This window comes from Methanothermobacter defluvii, assembly GCF_003385755.1.
GTDB lineage: Archaea > Methanobacteriota > Methanobacteria > Methanobacteriales > Methanothermobacteraceae > Methanothermobacter > Methanothermobacter thermautotrophicus.
Window position 1 is genome coordinate 323,668 of the sequence record NZ_QREL01000001.1, and the last position, 16,123, is coordinate 339,790.

A 16,123-nucleotide genomic window follows, 5' to 3' on the forward strand; every position below is an offset into this window, starting at 1 on the left:
CTTTACAGTTTAAGGTAACCCTTCCTTTCGAGCCAGTTTGACTCTGTACGTGTGTATCTCCAGACGATATCAGCCTTCTCTTCGCTCTGGAACTCCCAGGGCTTAACAAGGACCACGTCCCCTTCACGTATCCATATCCTCTTTTTCATCTTCCCGGGGATACGGCCGAGCCTTATATGGCCATCGGCACACCTCACCTTCAGTTTTCCGTGGCCCATTATCTGTTCAACAACTCCCGGTATCTCACCCCTCCTGGGGGTCCTAACACGCCTGACTTCCTGTGTCTGATGTCCTCTACTCAAATACTCTCCTCCTGATTTTTTCGTTGGTTAACTTTGATTTTAATGGAATTTAATATCCAGCAATCAAAGAAATAGACATTATAATTTATTACCCGTGCAGATATAAATAAATTGCTCAGGAGACTAGATTCGCGGTGATTTGATGGGTGTTGAATTTCTTGAGATAATCGATCTGGATGATGCCAGGAGAATAACAGGGAAACTGTTCAGTGAACTCTACAGGCAGGGCACTGAAACTGTTGATATACTGGATGCTGATGGAAGGGTGCTTGCTGATGACATCGAAAGTCCGGTGGACCTTCCACCGTTTGACAGGGCCTCCAGGGATGGCTACGCTGTGAGGGCCGCGGACACCTTCGGGGCAGATGAGGAGAACCCTGCCACCTTGAGGTGCATCGAGACCGTTGAGGCGGGGTCTGTACCGTCCCTTGAGGTCGCTGAGGGTTTGTGTACCAGGATAAGCACCGGGGCCCCTGTGCCTGAGGGTGCAGACGCAGTGGTCATGGTGGAGTACACCTGGGAGGAGGGGGACCAGGTTTACATCCAGAAACCTGCCTACCCGTCCCAGCACATAGCTGCAAGGGGATCCGATATCAGGGCGGGAAACGTCCTCCTCAGGGCTGGAACAGTACTTTCACCCGATAAAATAGCAGCCCTCTCAGCTGCAGGGATAACCCGCGTCAATGTGATTTCAAAGCCATCTGTATGTGTTATATCCACGGGTAATGAACTCATTGAGCCATCAGGACAGCTAGAGCCAGGTAAAATATTTGATTCAAATTCCGCGGGCCTTTCATCCGCCCTGAAGGAGGCTGGCTGCTCTGTTAAACATGGAGGTATAGTGCGGGATGACTATGGAGAGCTCAGGGGTGCCATCCTCAGGGGTCTTGAGGAGGCTGATATGGTAATAACATCCGGGGGGACATCTGCAGGGGCAGGTGACATACTCTCGGAGGTCCTGGATGAACTGGGCAGGGTGGTTATTCATGGTATCTCAATAAAGCCCGGCAAACCCACCATAGTCGGGGTGGTTGATGATAAAATTGTTGTCGGACTCCCGGGGTTCCCTGTATCAGCCCTCATAGTGTTCATGTCACTCATAGAACCCTTCATAAGGAAACTGTCAGGTAGAAAGGCATCCTCAGGGCAGGTTAAAACCCTTAAACTTGCAGAGCGGCTCCACTCATCAAGGGGCAGGGTGCACTATGCACTTGTGATGGTGGACGGGGATTATGCACGCCCAATATTCAAGGATTCAGGTGCCGTAGCAGCCCTGGCAGGGGCCGATGGTTACATTGAGGTCCCCAAGAACGTTGAGATCATCAATGAGGGAGAGGAAGTTGAAGTTGTTCTCTTCGAAAATCAGTAGTATGGGGTAGAAAATCAGCAGTTAGAGGGTCGGTGCGAGGTCCCGGGCTATCACTTCAGTCACCTGGCTGTCCCATATCCCTGAGGATCTTCAGCACATGGTCCATGAGGTCGTTGATGTTACCGAAGACAGCCTCACCCTCAAGGTTAACCTCCGGTCTCTCCACGAGTATAACCGGTATGCCGAGTTCTGATGCCGCCTCAACCTTCTCAGGGAGCCCACCTGTTTCACCGCTCTCCTTGGTTATAACAGCACCTGCACAGTATTCCCGGAGGATGGCAAGGTTCATTTCAGCTGAGAACCTGCCCTGCATGGCGATGATATGGCTGGCCGGGACCCCCAGCTGGAGGCATTTCTCGATGGATGAGGTGGAGGGGAGTACGCGGACAGCAACCCTCTCAGGTTCAAGGGATCTGAGGACATCCCCCAGGGTGGATACACCAGCAAGGTGCATCACAACCTCCCCATCCCCTATGAGGGATGAGGCGACTTCACCGGCCTCCCTGAATGAACCGACCCTTATAACTCCATCGGGGATAACTTCCGGCCTTTCAAACCTCACATAAAATGTTCCGGTTTCCCTGCAGGCCCTGAGGGCATTTGCTGTTGCCTGGGCTGCGAAGGGGTGGGTGGCGTCAATCAGGATGCAGGCATCAAGGTCTGCCATGAGTTCACGGAGCCCATCACTGTCAAGGGGCCCTGTAACTGTCCTTGAGGCCCCTGCCTTCTCTGCAAGTTCAGCTCCATGATCTGTTGTCGTGGTCGCTGTCACCTCAACCCCTGGGATCCCTGAGAGCCAGGATATTATCCTCCTGGCGTCCCGGGTTCCCGCCATAACGAGGACAGACAGGGTTTTTTTTCCTGGGGTGGTGTCTTTGGTGTTTTTGCGTGTTCCGGGATTTTGCATGATTTTTTTCTCCGTGGGTGGTGTCTTTGGTGTTTTTCTCATTGATTCCTCTGTCTCTGAATTCATTTCCTTCCATCGACGAATCTCAGTATGGCCTCAAGGATGAGTATCAGTGATGCCACAAGGACTATGAGTACCCAGTCACCCGCTGATAGCGGCACGGTCCTGAATATCCCCTCAAGGGGTGCGATGTAGATCACAAGGATCTGCAGCAGCAGTGATGCCACAACGGCAAGTATGAGGGCCCTGTTTGACAGGCCAGTCCGTGACTTGCAGTTGAACACGTTGAATATCTGGAATATGACGAATACCGTGAAGGCCACTGTCATGGCCCTCTCAACCCCCGCCCCTGATGATAGCATGTACATGTAGAGCCCCAGTGTACCGGCAGCCATCACAGCACCTGCGAGGATTATCCTCAGGAGGTTTCTCCTTGGGAGTATATCCTCACGTTCAGGTTCTCGGAGCATTATATCTGACTCTGGGGGCTCAACACCCAGGGACTGTGCAGGGGGGCCATCCATTATTATGTTGATCCATAGTATCTGTATGGGGTTGAAGGGGACCGGGAGGTTGATGAGGGAGGCTGATACAATTGTCAGGATGGCTCCAACGTTTGTTGAGAGCTGAAACTTAACAAAACGTCTTATGTTATCAAATATCGTCCTGCCCTCCTTAATAGCCCTGACGATGGTTGCGAAGTTATCATCCTGAAGGACCATGTCGGATGATTCCCTGGCAACATCTGTACCGCTACCCATAGCCACACCTATGGCGGCCTTCTTGAGGGCCGGGGCGTCGTTAACCCCATCACCGGTCATTGCAACAACGTGGCCCCTCCCCTGGAGGGCCTCAACTATTCTGACCTTCTGCTCAGGGAAAACACGTGCATAGACCCTGACATCCTCAACGATTTCATTGAACTCCTCGTCACTGATCTCATCAAGCTCCCTCCCTGTGAGGGCCATACCGTTATCCATGAGTCCCAGTTCACGTGCTATGGCGACAGCGGTATCCCTGTGGTCCCCTGTAATCATAACAACCTTTATACCAGCTCTCTTACATGTTTCTATGGCCTCTGCGGCCTCCTTTCTGGGCGGATCCATCATACCAACAAGGCCGACGAAAACAAGGTCCTTCTCCTCATCATCCCCATCAGGGAGTTTCCTGTATGCCAGTGCAAGCACCCTCAGGGCCCTTGAGGTCATATCATTGAGGCGGGAGAGCCACCTTTCCACTTCTTCATCGGTAAGTTCCTCAACACCTTCCCCGCTGTCGATGTAACGGCACATTCTTAGTATTATCTCGGGGGCGCCCTTCACCAGGAGGTAGCGCCCATCCTCCAGCTGGTTTATGGTGCTCATCCTTTTCCTTGTACTGTCAAGGGGTATCTCTGCCAGCCGGGGGTACTTCCTTTCGAGTTCATCCCGCAGGTAACCCTTCTCAGCCGCGAAGCTAAGTATGGCGGCATCCGTGGGGTCCCCGATCACCGCCCCATCTGATACCGTGGCGTTGTTACAGAGGGCGCATACCTTGAGGGCCATTTCAGGGGATGTGAGCTCTGATTCCCTCACGGTCATCCGGTTGTGGGTGAGTGTACCTGTCTTGTCTGTGCAGATCACCGAGCATGACCCGAGGGTCTCAACTGCAAGGAGCCTCCTCACTATGGCGTTGCTTTTGGCCATCCTCTGCATTCCAAGGGCAAGGGTCAGTGTGAGTATTGCCGGCAGCCCCTCAGGTACAGATGCGACTGCAAGGGAGACCGCTGTCATGAAGGTGTCCACAAGTGGCAGCCCGCGGAGGAACTGTATTGCAAACACAAGGGCACATACTAACACAGCTATGAGGCCTAGGCTCTTCCCGAGGGAGATTATCTTCTCCTGGAGGGGTGTTTTGCCCTCATCCGCCTGTATCATCCTGGCTATTTTACCCATTGATGTCTCCATGCCTGTGGCTATCACAGCGCCCTTACCTCTTCCTGAGACAACGTGGGAGTCCATGAATGCAATAACATCCCTCTTATCTTCAGGGTTTTCATGGGTCTTACGGACGGGTATTGATTCGCCGGTTAGGGCTGATTCGTCTATCCGGAGATCATAGGTTTCTATCAGCCTGAGGTCGGCAGGTACATTGTCTCCCTCCTCTATGATCACTATGTCGCCTGGTGTGAGCTCAGAGGCAGGGATCCTCATGGTCTCACCATCCCTTACGACCACAGCCTCTGTCGATACCAGACCCTTGAGTTTTTCCATGGCACGCTCTGCACGGTACTCCTGAATGAAACCAACGGTGGCGTTCACAACCACAACAAAGAGGATAACTGCGGAGTCAAGGACGTCACCCACAAAGTAGGATGCAGCTGCAGCCAGTATGAGGAGTATTATGAGTATGTCCATGAACTGGCTGAGGAAGAGCTTCAGTGGACCTGCCTTTTTCTCCTCAACAAGCTCGTTCCTACCGTACTCTTCAAGCCTCCTCAATGCCTCTTCTCGGCTTAAACCATTTCTGGACGTTTTAAGTTCCTTTAAAACTTCATCAACACTCATATCAGCCCATCTCATTTTGAACACGTCTTTAATCTTTAATTAACCCTTCATTGATAAGTTCATTTTCTGTTTAAGTCCAGTCATTTTTGAACGTTGTTCTTATATCTGTTCAATGCTGCTTCAGTAACATTATCATATCCATCTCAGTAAATAAATACAAATATAGGTGCTCAGCACTAACTCAGGTATTTCAGGGTACCTATCCTCCCATTCATGGGGATCTATCGGCTGTGGCTTGAGGCAGGTATTCATAGAAGTAGGTCCTGCCATAGTTCACAAGCTTCATCTTCCTTTCAGTTACAATATCCTCCCCTGTGAGGGGTTTGATTATTAGCCGGGCACCCACGGCATTGGCGACCCTCATGAGGGGGCTGTGGATCTCTCCAGGTGGTCTTATGGAGTATATTACTGAGGCCCCCCTGTATAGATCCATCCTTGGGGACGTGATATCATCACATACAATTCCCCCATGGGAAGGTTTAATATCTGTAAGAACCAAATCAACCTTTGAATGTTTCCTGATGTAATCTGAAACATAGAGGAACCTGCCTGCACCGACCTCAACAACCCGGGTTCCCGGCCCTGAGCACCTGATTATGTAAACTGCAAGATCCTTCCACATTGATACCACGGAGATAGAGATGATAATAAGAGAGTTCAGACCACAGGACCTTAAGACGGTTCTTAAGATTGAAAGGGACTCCTTCACGGACCCATACCCTGCCCACCTCCTCAGGGATATCTACAACCTTGGAGCAGGCTTCCTCGTGGCCCAGGTGGATGGGAGGGTCGTTGGATTCATAATATTCTGGATCCGTTTTGAGGATGAGGGTCATATTATCTCACTTGCAGTTGATAAAGATTACCGCAGGAGGGGTGTTGGGGCGGCACTGGTCATGGCAGCCATAAGTATATTTGAAAAATTTCACATTAAAAATATTAAACTGGAGGTAAGGGCAAGAAATACGGGGGCCATAAAATTCTACCGGGCCCTTGGCTTCAGTGAGGAAAAGATAATAGAGAACTATTATGAGGATGGAGAGGATGCTGTGGTCATGAGGATGGATCTCCAGACTGATTCGCTCCATGGCAAGGAATATCGGCCATTCTAATCTAATCAAAGGAAATCAGGATCATGGTGGTGAAATGTTTAAAGAAGCGAAACTCGCCTTGGAAGATGGTACCATAATCAGAGGAGAAGCATTCGGATCTGAGACAGTGAAAACCGGAGAAGTCGTCTTTGCAACCGGGATGACTGGATATGTTGAGTCACTCACAGATCCATCATACAAGGGGCAGATACTGATGCCAACCTATCCACTGCAGGGTAACTATGGCGTCTCCAAGGAGTGGTACCAGTCAGATGGGATAAAGGCCGAGGGCCTCATCGTCAGGGAAATGTGCCCTGCACCCTCACACAGCCTCTCAGAGAAGACCCTCCCCGAGTTCCTGGAGGAATATGAAATCCCTGGAATAGCTGGAGTGGATACACGCGCCCTGACAATAAAGATAAGGGAGAGGGGTGCAATGAAGGGGGCCCTGGCAACCGAGGAGATTGATGACGATGAACTGCTTGAAATGGCGGTGAAACAGCCAGATATAACCGAAATAGACCTTGTGGACATGGTGTGCGTAAGGGAACCGGTCATCATGAATGAGGATGCCTCAAGGAGGGTTGTGATAGTTGACTGCGGAATCAAGAGGAACAGCATAGACGCCCTCCTTGAGAGGGATCTGGGGGTTGTGGTGGTACCCTACAATACATCACCAGCCGAGATAATGGATTACGAGCCCGACGGTCTCCTCATATCAAGCGGACCAGGGGACCCCACAAGGGTGAGGGATGCCATAGACACGGTTAAAACGCTGTCAGAACGCCTACCCATATTCGGTATATGCCTCGGACAGCAGATAATCTCACTGGCCTTCGGGGCCCGCATATACAAGATGAAGTTCGGTCACAGGGGCATAAACCAGCCTGTGAAGGACCTGAAGAGCGGGACGGTTTCAATAACCTCCCAGAACCATGGCTTCACGGTTGACCCTGATTCAGTGAGGGGCACTGACATAGAGATAACACAGCTGAACCTAAACGACGGAACACCTGAGGGTATAGAGCACAGGGAACTCCCTGTATTCAGTGTCCAGTATCACCCTGAGGCGGGTCCAGGGCCACACGACACAGTGAACATGTTTGATCGCTTTTTGGATGTTTTAAGGGAATATTAAGAGAGGAATGGGGATAAAATGCCGCGGGATGAAAGCATCAATAAGGTACTTATCATAGGTTCTGGCCCTATACAGATAGGGCAGGCAGCTGAATTCGATTACTCTGGTTCTCAGGCATGTAAATCACTCAGGGAGGAGGGGATAGAGACCGTACTTGTGAACTCGAACCCTGCAACCATACAGACCGACATGGAGATGGCCGACAGGGTCTACGTCGAACCCCTCACACCTGAAATCGTTGCCAAGATAATCCAGAAGGAGAAACCTGACGCAGTACTCCCAACGATGGGCGGTCAGACAGGCCTCAACGTTGCAACGGGCCTTGCAGAGATGGGGGCCCTGGAGGGAGTCCGTGTTATAGGTTCATCCATTGAAACCATAAGAAGGGTTGAGGACCGCGACCTCTTCGATAGCTTCATGAAGAAGCTCAATGAACCAGTACCCGCAGCCAGGGCCGTCAATTCAGTAGAGGAGGCCCTTGAGGCGGTTGAGGAGATAGGCTACCCTGTGATCGTAAGGCCCGCCTTCACCCTGGGAGGTACAGGGGGAGGGGTGGCCCACAGCCGTGACGAACTCATTGAGATAGCAACCAGGGGCCTCGAGATGAGCTTCATCAACCAGGTACTCATTGACCAGTCAGTCCTGGGCTGGAAGGAATTCGAGTACGAGGTTATGAGGGACCGTAATGACACCTGCATAATCGTCTGTAACATGGAGAACATCGACCCCATGGGTATACACACAGGTGAAAGCGTGGTGGTTGCACCTGCCCAGACCCTCAGCGACGAGGACAACCAGAGGCTAAGGGATGCGGCCATAAAGATCATAAGGGCCCTCAAGATAGAGGGTGGCTGCAACATACAGTTCGCTGTCCACCCGGAGACAGGGGAGTACAAGGTCATAGAGGTGAACCCAAGGGTAAGCAGGAGCAGTGCACTGGCATCAAAGGCCACGGGTTACCCAATAGCCAAGATCGCAGCCAAGATCGCTGTTGGAATGACCCTCGATGAGATACAGAACGACATCACCAAGGAAACGCCGGCGTCCTTCGAACCCACAATCGATTACGTGGTCACAAAGATCCCCCGCTGGCCCTTTGACAAGTTCAAGGGGATAAGCAGAGAGATAGGGGTTCAGATGAAGTCCACGGGGGAGGTCATGGCCATAGGGAGAACCCTTGAGGAGTCCCTCAACAAGGCCATAAGGTCCCTGGACATCGGTGCAGACGGATTCACTGAGACACCATACACCCGGGCGGACCTTGAAAATCCAACGGACCAGAGGCTCTTCCAGGTCTACACTGCCCTCAGGGATGGTATGAGCATAGAGGAGATACATGGGCTAACCAGGATAGACCCCTTCTTCCTGCAGAAGATAAGGAACATAGTTGAATTTGAATCATCCCTCACCAGGGAAGCCCTGGAGGACCCCCGTATACTCCTCAGGGCCAAGAGGATGGGCTTTTCAGATTCCAGACTGGCATCCATCACAGGCATGGATGAATCAGGTATCAGGGCCCTGAGGCTTGAACATAACATAAAACCGGTCTACAAGATGGTTGATACATGTGCAGCGGAGTTTGAGGCCAGGACACCCTACTACTATGGCTGCTATGACCTTGAAGATGAGGTGGAGGTATCAGACCGCAGGAAGGTCCTCATCATAGGTTCAGGGCCCATAAGGATAGGCCAGGGAATAGAGTTCGATTACTGCTGTGTGCACGCTGCCATGGCCCTCAGTGAGGATGGATATGAGACCATAATGGTGAACAACAACCCGGAAACGGTGAGTACAGACTATGACATCTCAGATAAGCTCTACTTTGAGCCCCTAACCCTCGAGGACGTCCTGGCCATCATAGAGAAGGAGAAACCTGAGGGTGTTGTTGTCCAGTTCGGCGGTCAGACATCCATAAACCTGGCGGTCCCCCTGGCTGAGGCTGGTGTGAGGATACTTGGAACACCCCATGAGAGCATAGATCGGGTCGAGGACCGTGAAAGGTTCACAGAGGTCTTAAACAAACTTGGAATACCCCAGGCACCCTATGGAATCGCCAAGTCCTTTGAGGATGCAAGGGCCGTGGCCGAACGCATAGGCTACCCTGTACTCGTAAGGCCCTCCTATGTCCTGGGTGGAAGGGCAATGGAGATAGTCTATGATGATGAGGAACTTGAGGAGTACATGAGGGAGGCAGTCCGGGTATCCCCCGAACACCCCATACTGGTGGATAAGTTCCTGGAGGATGCCATAGAAGTGGACGTGGATGCACTCTGCGACGGCACCGACGTCTACATAGGGGGTATAATGGAGCATATAGAGGAGGCAGGAGTTCATTCAGGAGACTCAGCCTGCGTTATACCACCACAGAGCATCCCTGTGGACATAATTGATACCATAAAGGATTACACGAGGAAACTGGCCCTCGAACTCGAGGTGGTGGGTCTCATAAACATACAGTACGCTGTCAAGCCAGACTCAGATCCTTCGGTCTACATACTCGAGGCAAACCCGAGGGCAAGCCGTACAGTGCCCTTCGTCAGCAAGGCCACAGGGGTCCCCCTCGCCAAGATTGCTGCAAGGCTCATGATGGGTGCGAAGCTAAGGGACCTTGGCCTCACAGAGGAGAAGGATGTGGAACATGTGGCTGTGAAGGAGTCTGTATTCCCATTCATAAAGCTCCCCGGAGCAGATTCTGTCCTGGGCCCTGAGATGAAATCAACGGGTGAGGCCATGGGAATAGATGAGAACTTTGGGATAGCCTACTACAAGTCCCAGCTCTCAGCCAGCATGGACCTCCTCAACGAGGGGAAGGTCTTCATAAGTGTCAGAGACCAGGACAAGGATAAGATAGCAGATATCGTTAAAAAGGCCGATGAACTTGGCTTCAGGATCATGGCAACCAGGGGAACGGCCAGGGCAGTCAGTGACATAGCAGATATAGAGGTTGTGAGGAAGGTGAGCCAGGGGTCACCAAACATCAGGGACGCCATCCTCAACGGTGAAGTTGGTCTCATAATAAATACGCCATCAGGGAAGCAGTCAGCCGATGACGGCTACCTCATAAGGAGGATGGCGGTTGAACTGGGAATACCCTACGTCACGACACTCGCCGGGGCCAGGGCCGCCCTGAATGCCATTGAAGCAGTCCGCATGGGGAAAATAACAGTGAAGGCCCTTGACGAATACCATGGAAACTGACTGCTATGTGAACCATGGCACCAAGACCCACTAATATATTTAAGTTTAGGTGAATCCATAGGGTTTGACTGGTGAGAATGATGAAGATACCAGGATTCATGCTCGCAGCACTCATCATTGCATCAGTCATCACACTTCCAGTGGCAGAGGCCCACATACTCATAATAGCAGATAGCCTCTCCGACAGCCCTGACATGTATGATGAGGCAAAGAAGGTTGCAACGACCCTCAAAAATAGGGGCTACCAGGTCCTTGAACTCTACAGGAGCAATGCAACTGTCAAGAACATACTCAAAGGCATGTACGGGGCAGATGCAGTGATCTACGCTGGACACGGCGGCTACATGGCGGGTCACTATGATGGCCGTGGAGGCAACGCCACTCCCCCATTCAGCCTTGTTGCAAGGGATGGGCACATATGGGGTGCCGGTGACATGATGATGGTGAACGGCACCACATTCTATGCCCCCTTCAAGGAGGGCATACCCGCAATTCTACTCCACGCATGCTTCTCAACCGGGTGGGTTGAGGAGTATGAGGTTAAAAACCCTGTGGAAACGGTGTACAATTTTGCAAGGATGTTCACAGGGGCAGGGGCCAACTACTATGCAACTGCATGGGATGGCGCCGAGATAATTTATGACTTCCTCAATGGCGCCAGGAACTTCTATGAGGCCAACCAGCAGAACTACGAGGTTATAAATCAGAGCACGGAATGCAATGGAACACTGATATGGCGCAACGATCATGGATACGCAGCCTTCGTCGGGGACTGGAACGGAACATTCCCAAGGGTAAACGAGACAACACCCTACGATGATGCAGCTGCAGAGGAATGGTACATAACAAAGAACAGGCCCAGCTTCACAGGAAGCAAACCTGTGGCTGACTTCACCTACGCCTACTGTGGCTCAACATCAATCAGAACATTTGCATTCACTTCAACCTCATATGACCCTGATGGGGACGAACTGACACTTAAATGGAACTTTGGTGATGGTTCAACCGCCACTGGTCCTGATGTGACACACACCTACTCATCCGAGGGCTACTACACGGTCTCATTAACAGCTACAGACCCCCATGGCCTCATATCAGTTAAAAAGAAGACATTAACCGTTGGAAACCCGAAACCGGACCTTGTGGTCACAGGGATCAGAAAGTCAGGTAGCACACTGTACATATACATCAGGAATCAGGGCACAGTCGCTGCCAGGAACTTCTACACAAGGGTCTGGTATGGCAGCTACTCAACAAAGAACTACAGACAGGTTTACACCGGGACCCTCAACCCGGGTGCAAGCACCACACTTAAGATATACTACAAGTACTACAGGGGCACGGTTAAGGTGGACTACTACAACAGGGTCGCTGAGAAGTCTGAAACAAACAATCTGAGGAAGTTTTAATCTTTTTACTCTCTTTTCTTTTTTTGCTTAAGCTGAGGTTTCCTGCTTTTTTCTTGCCCTGTTTCTCGAGAACCATGTTGGTCCAGAAAGCATTAAAGAAGATCCTGAACTTATATAATGAACATGCTTGTGGTTGAAAATGGAACCATCCTGAGGGGCCCGGAACTTGCACCCCAGCGGATGAACCTGGTGATTGAGGATGGCATAATAAAGGAGATAACAGATGAAACTGTCACCTCAGGCGACAGAATAGATGCCTCAGATCTCATCGTCTGCCCGGCACTCGTAAATTCACACGTCCACATTGGTGACTCAGTCGCCCTTGATGTGGGTGATGGAATGCCACTCGAGGATATAGTTAGACCCCCCCATGGCCTTAAGCACAGGATACTGGAATCTTCATCTCCAGGGGTGCTCGTGGAGTCAATGAGAAGAACGGCCAGGGACATGATAACACACGGGACAGGGTCATTCATTGACTACCGGGAAGGTGGTACCGGGGGGGTTGAACTCCTCAGGGAGGCCCTCGCTGACCTCCCCATCTCAGGGATTGTACTTGGAAGGGATCCCGTGGTCTTTGATGAGGGGGCGTCCCCTGCTGAAATCCGCCGTCAGGTCAGGCGGGTCCTCAGGGTTTCAGATGGATTCGCCCCCAGTGGTATGGGTGAGATAACCGATGAAGCGGCATCAATAATCGTTGAGGAATGTGAAAGGGCAGGAAAGATAGCATCCATACACGTTGCAGAGCACATTGAGTCACAGAGAAGATCCATTGAGGATACAGGTATGAGTGAGGTTGAAAGGGCCATCAACGCAGGATTCAAACTCCTTGTACACCTCACAAACCCTGTCAGGGGAGACCTTGAACTTGTGAAGGAGAGCGGGGCGTCTGTTGTACTCTGCCCAAGGTCCAACGGGGCGCTCTCATCGGGGATACCCCCCATCAGGAGGCTGCATGAGATGGGCATCAACCTCCTCCTTGGCACAGACAACCTAATGTTCAACTCCCCTGACATGCTGCGTGAGATGGAATACACACTCAAGGTCACAAGGGGATGCACACGCAGCTACTTCCCCCCGCGGGAGGTGCTGAGGATGGCCACATCCAACACATCAGATTTCACAGGCACAGGGGTAATTGAGGAGGGCTTCCCCGCGGACCTTATCCTTGTTGAGAAGATGTCAGAGGATCCCTGCCTTTCAATCATAAACCGGACCGAATCGAAAAATATAATATACTTAATAATAAAAGGTAAACCAGTTAAGAGGTGAGGCTATGTACAGTAAAATCCTGCTCCCGACCGACGGCTCAAAACATGCCAACAAGGCGGCTGAACATGCAATATGGATTGCCAGGGAAAGTGGAGCTGAAATAATCGCTTTAACTGTTATGGAGACATCTTCACTGGTGGGTCTACCAGCAGACGACCTCATAATAAGACTGAGGGAGATGCTTGAGGAGGAGGCCTCAAGGTCCCTGGAGGCCGTTAAAAAGCTCGTTGAGGAGTCAGGGGCGGATATAAAATTGACACTGAGGACCGATGAGGGTTCACCTGCAGAGGCCATACTCAGGACAGTGGAGAAGGAGGGTGTGGACCTTGTGGTGATGGGCACATCAGGCAAACACGGCCTTGACAGGTTCCTCCTGGGAAGTGTGGCCGAGAAAGTTGTAAGATCCGCAGGCTGCCCGGTCCTGGTGGTTCACTGAAAAATTTTTTTTATTGATTACTTCTGGTGTTTGTCATGCTTGTAAAGGAGATAATGTCAGAGAACATACACTATGTTACTGTTCCGGGGAACAGGGCAACAGCCCTTGAACTCATGAGAAAGAAAAATGTTTCAGGGCTTCCTGTAGTTAAGAAGGGGACAGAAGAACTTGTAGGTATAATAACGAGATCTGATCTTGTTGAAAACCCTGACGAGGAGCAGATAGCCCTCATAATGACAAGAAACCCGGTCACAGTATCCCCTGATGATGACGTCAGGGTGGCCGCAGAGAGGATGCTGGAGAACAACATCCGCAGGGTCCCTGTTGTGGAGGGGGACAGGCTTGTTGGTATAGTGACAAGCTATGACCTTGTTGCAGGGGCCATCGCTGAGATGGACATCGATGAACCTGTTGAGAATTACATGACACGCAACATCCCCACAACATGGGACAGGACGCCACTCAATGTGGCCTTCGAGATAATGAGGTACTTCAGGTTAAAGGTGCTCCTTGCCCTCAATAACAGCGGAAAACTTTCAGGTGTCCTCACAGAGACAGACTTCATAAATGAGAGTGAGGTGGTCTCAGAGAGCACGGTCCACAACACCTCGGTGGGTACAGAGGGTGACAGGTGGTCATGGGACAGCAAGAACGTCCTATATGTTATAAAGAATCAGCTGAAATTCCCTGACAAGGAGGTCAGGGATGTTGCCACAACTGATATTGTGACTGCAACCACATCAACAACTGTAACTTCCTGCGCAGAGAAGATGAAGAGGAGGAAGATTGAGCAGATACCCATCATCGACTATGAAGGAGACCTCGTTGGGCTTGCAAGGGCCAATGACCTTATAAATGCTCTCATTGATGGAAATGACTGACCAGAGGATAACACTGAGAACCTCAAGGGGGCTTCTCACGGTTGCTGTTAAGAACCATGCTGAGGTCTCAATAAGGGATATACAGCTCAAGATGCTCCTCGGGTACTGCTGGTGGAACGGCCTCCCGGTCATTGAAACCTTCCTGGATGTACTGGAGATGACACTTAAGTCTGCTGTTTCAGATGTCCTTGAACATGATGAACTACTTCTTGACTACAATGTGAGGACCAATGACATCCCTGACGAGTCTAATGAGGTTGAGTTGGTCTTTAATGAGATAAGCGCTGACGGTGTCCAGTTCAGTATTGGGGAGGACCTGATTTTGAGGGGCCCGGACTCAAGGGGCCTCCTCAGGAGGATGACATCCTTCAGGAGAAGGGTTGATGAGAATGTGAGGAGGGTTCTTTAGTTCAGGGGTTTATTTTTTTTGGATTTAGATTATTCCTTTTGGTGTGAGGTTCTTTAGTTCAGAGTTTAAGACTGGCACGTGAACTTACTCACTTACAGTTTCATTAACTGACATGCCCCTTACTATGTGGGGGAGCACCTCAAGGAGGAGATCCTCTGCTTCCTCCCTGTCTGTGACCCTCCTTGCAACTATCTTCCCGTTCCTGAAGATGGTGAGGTTCCCATCACCAACCTCCAGCATTATGACCCCCATCTTCTCTGAACACCTGGGCTCCTTATCCAGGAGTTCCCTGCAGGTCCCTGCAATATCAATGCTGTAGGGCAGTTTAACCTCAAACATTATCCTCGATTCGGCATCACGGCAGGGCCTGTAGATCATGGCATCATCAGGGGTCTTTCTAGGTCCTGTAAGGTCAAGAAGGACCCTGCTGAATCCAACGGCCCTCAGCTCATCATCAAGGTGCCTGATTATGGCTGCCTCCAGGAGCCTCTCTGGCTCATCAACCTCTATTATGGCGGATCCTCCTTCGTGGCGGACACGGATCCTCCCATCACCATATAAGCCCCTGATGAGGCTTTCAGCATAGGAAACCCTGTTTATAATCTCGGGAGTGATTTCCTCGCCGGTCCGGATCCTAGTTGCGAGGCAGGTGGTCTCATCCAGATATTCAAGCCCCCTGGATCTGAGGTATTCAATCACGTCACTCCTCTTCATCCCGGCGTCGAGTAGCGGTGTTTTTATTCCAAACATGCGATTCACAAGGACCCCGGGACGGTCCTCGAACATGTCACTTGCAGTTGTGCCGTCTACAACCACATCAAGGCCGCGCTTACGGGCTTCACTGATTATGGAACTGTACATAATTTTCTTACATACAAAGCACCGGTTAGCAGCGTTTTTCGTAAATTCAGGGTTATCAAGGAGGTTCATCTTAAGCACCACATGTTCAACGCCAATATCCCTGGCTATAGATGAAGCCCCCTCAATGAAGCCCCTGGGCATCGCACCCGTATCCACGGTGAATGCGACAACAGTATCAGCAACATCCGCAGCCATGTCAAGGAGAGCTGTGCTGTCAGCACCACCTGAGAATCCAGCAGCTACCTTCTCACCCATGAGGGCCATCTTAACCCTTTCAACCTTTGATTCAAGATCCATGATACCA

Annotated in this window: 14 protein-coding genes; 9 read left to right on the plus strand and 5 right to left on the minus strand. The window is 51.1% G+C overall.

What is annotated here, in order from left to right:
• Nucleotides 1–2: 2 nt before the first annotated feature.
• On the minus strand, nt 3–302 hold the full coding sequence (gene eif1A, locus C7452_RS01820) for a translation initiation factor eIF-1A (RefSeq protein ID WP_010876635.1): 300 nt from the start codon (nt 300–302) through the stop codon (nt 3–5).
• Nucleotides 303–444: 142 nt separating this feature from the next.
• Between eif1A and C7452_RS01825 the strand changes: the two genes are divergently transcribed.
• Nucleotides 445–1,671 carry a molybdenum cofactor synthesis domain-containing protein gene (locus tag C7452_RS01825; protein WP_115892041.1) on the plus strand — a complete coding sequence of 409 codons (1,227 nt, stop codon included), beginning with the start codon at nt 445–447 and terminating at the stop codon, nt 1,669–1,671.
• A gap of 55 nt (nt 1,672–1,726) precedes the next feature.
• Here the strand turns inward: C7452_RS01825 and cobK are convergent, their stop codons facing one another.
• The 3 genes from cobK to C7452_RS01840 all read right to left on the minus strand — a co-directional run bounded on the left by cobK (nt 1,727) and on the right by C7452_RS01840 (nt 5,746).
• The gene (cobK, locus tag C7452_RS01830; protein WP_245942763.1) at nt 1,727–2,644 is read right to left on the minus strand and encodes a precorrin-6A reductase; all 918 of its coding nucleotides are present in this window, start codon (nt 2,642–2,644) and stop codon (nt 1,727–1,729) included.
• The gene (locus C7452_RS01835) at nt 2,641–5,148 is read right to left on the minus strand and encodes a calcium-transporting P-type ATPase, PMR1-type (RefSeq protein ID WP_115892042.1); all 2,508 of its coding nucleotides are present in this window, start codon (nt 5,146–5,148) and stop codon (nt 2,641–2,643) included. Before C7452_RS01835 ends, cobK begins: the two co-directional genes overlap by 4 nt.
• 187 nt (nt 5,149–5,335) lie before the next feature.
• The gene (locus tag C7452_RS01840; protein ID WP_115892043.1) at nt 5,336–5,746 is read right to left on the minus strand and encodes a UPF0146 family protein; all 411 of its coding nucleotides are present in this window, start codon (nt 5,744–5,746) and stop codon (nt 5,336–5,338) included.
• Between the two features lie 19 nt (nt 5,747–5,765).
• Between C7452_RS01840 and rimI the strand changes: the two genes are divergently transcribed.
• The 8 genes from rimI (at nt 5,766) to C7452_RS01880 (ending at nt 14,958) form a co-directional block, all read left to right on the plus strand.
• On the plus strand, nt 5,766–6,236 hold the full coding sequence (gene rimI, locus C7452_RS01845; protein ID WP_115892044.1) for a ribosomal protein S18-alanine N-acetyltransferase: 471 nt from the start codon (nt 5,766–5,768) through the stop codon (nt 6,234–6,236).
• A 34-nt stretch (nt 6,237–6,270) separates the two neighbouring features.
• The gene (gene carA / locus C7452_RS01850) at nt 6,271–7,353 is read left to right on the plus strand and encodes a glutamine-hydrolyzing carbamoyl-phosphate synthase small subunit (RefSeq protein WP_115892045.1); all 1,083 of its coding nucleotides are present in this window, start codon (nt 6,271–6,273) and stop codon (nt 7,351–7,353) included.
• An 18-nt stretch (nt 7,354–7,371) separates the two neighbouring features.
• Nucleotides 7,372–10,551, plus strand: a complete 3,180-nt coding sequence (gene carB / locus C7452_RS01855) for a carbamoyl-phosphate synthase large subunit (protein ID WP_115892046.1) — start codon at nt 7,372–7,374, stop codon at nt 10,549–10,551.
• Nucleotides 10,552–10,631: 80 nt separating this feature from the next.
• Nucleotides 10,632–11,960: a PKD domain-containing protein gene (locus C7452_RS01860; protein WP_226891110.1), complete on the plus strand. Its 1,329-nt coding sequence runs from the start codon at nt 10,632–10,634 to the stop codon at nt 11,958–11,960.
• A gap of 117 nt (nt 11,961–12,077) precedes the next feature.
• Nucleotides 12,078–13,232, plus strand: a complete 1,155-nt coding sequence (locus tag C7452_RS01865; protein WP_115892048.1) for an amidohydrolase family protein — start codon at nt 12,078–12,080, stop codon at nt 13,230–13,232.
• Between the two features lie 4 nt (nt 13,233–13,236).
• Nucleotides 13,237–13,668, plus strand: a complete 432-nt coding sequence (locus C7452_RS01870; protein WP_115892049.1) for a universal stress protein — start codon at nt 13,237–13,239, stop codon at nt 13,666–13,668.
• A gap of 35 nt (nt 13,669–13,703) precedes the next feature.
• A complete protein-coding gene (locus C7452_RS01875; protein WP_115892050.1) occupies nt 13,704–14,549 on the plus strand; it encodes a CBS domain-containing protein in 846 nt (281 codons plus the stop codon).
• Nucleotides 14,536–14,958 (plus strand): hypothetical protein, encoded by a 423-nt coding sequence (locus C7452_RS01880; protein WP_245942765.1) that lies wholly within the window; start codon nt 14,536–14,538, stop codon nt 14,956–14,958. The genes C7452_RS01875 and C7452_RS01880 overlap by 14 nt, the downstream gene beginning before the upstream one ends.
• Before the next feature lie 84 nt (nt 14,959–15,042).
• Here C7452_RS01880 and larE read toward each other — a convergent pair whose 3' ends face one another.
• A complete protein-coding gene (gene larE / locus C7452_RS01885) occupies nt 15,043–16,116 on the minus strand; it encodes an ATP-dependent sacrificial sulfur transferase LarE (RefSeq protein WP_115892052.1) in 1,074 nt (357 codons plus the stop codon).
• Nucleotides 16,117–16,123 lie beyond the last annotated feature (7 nt).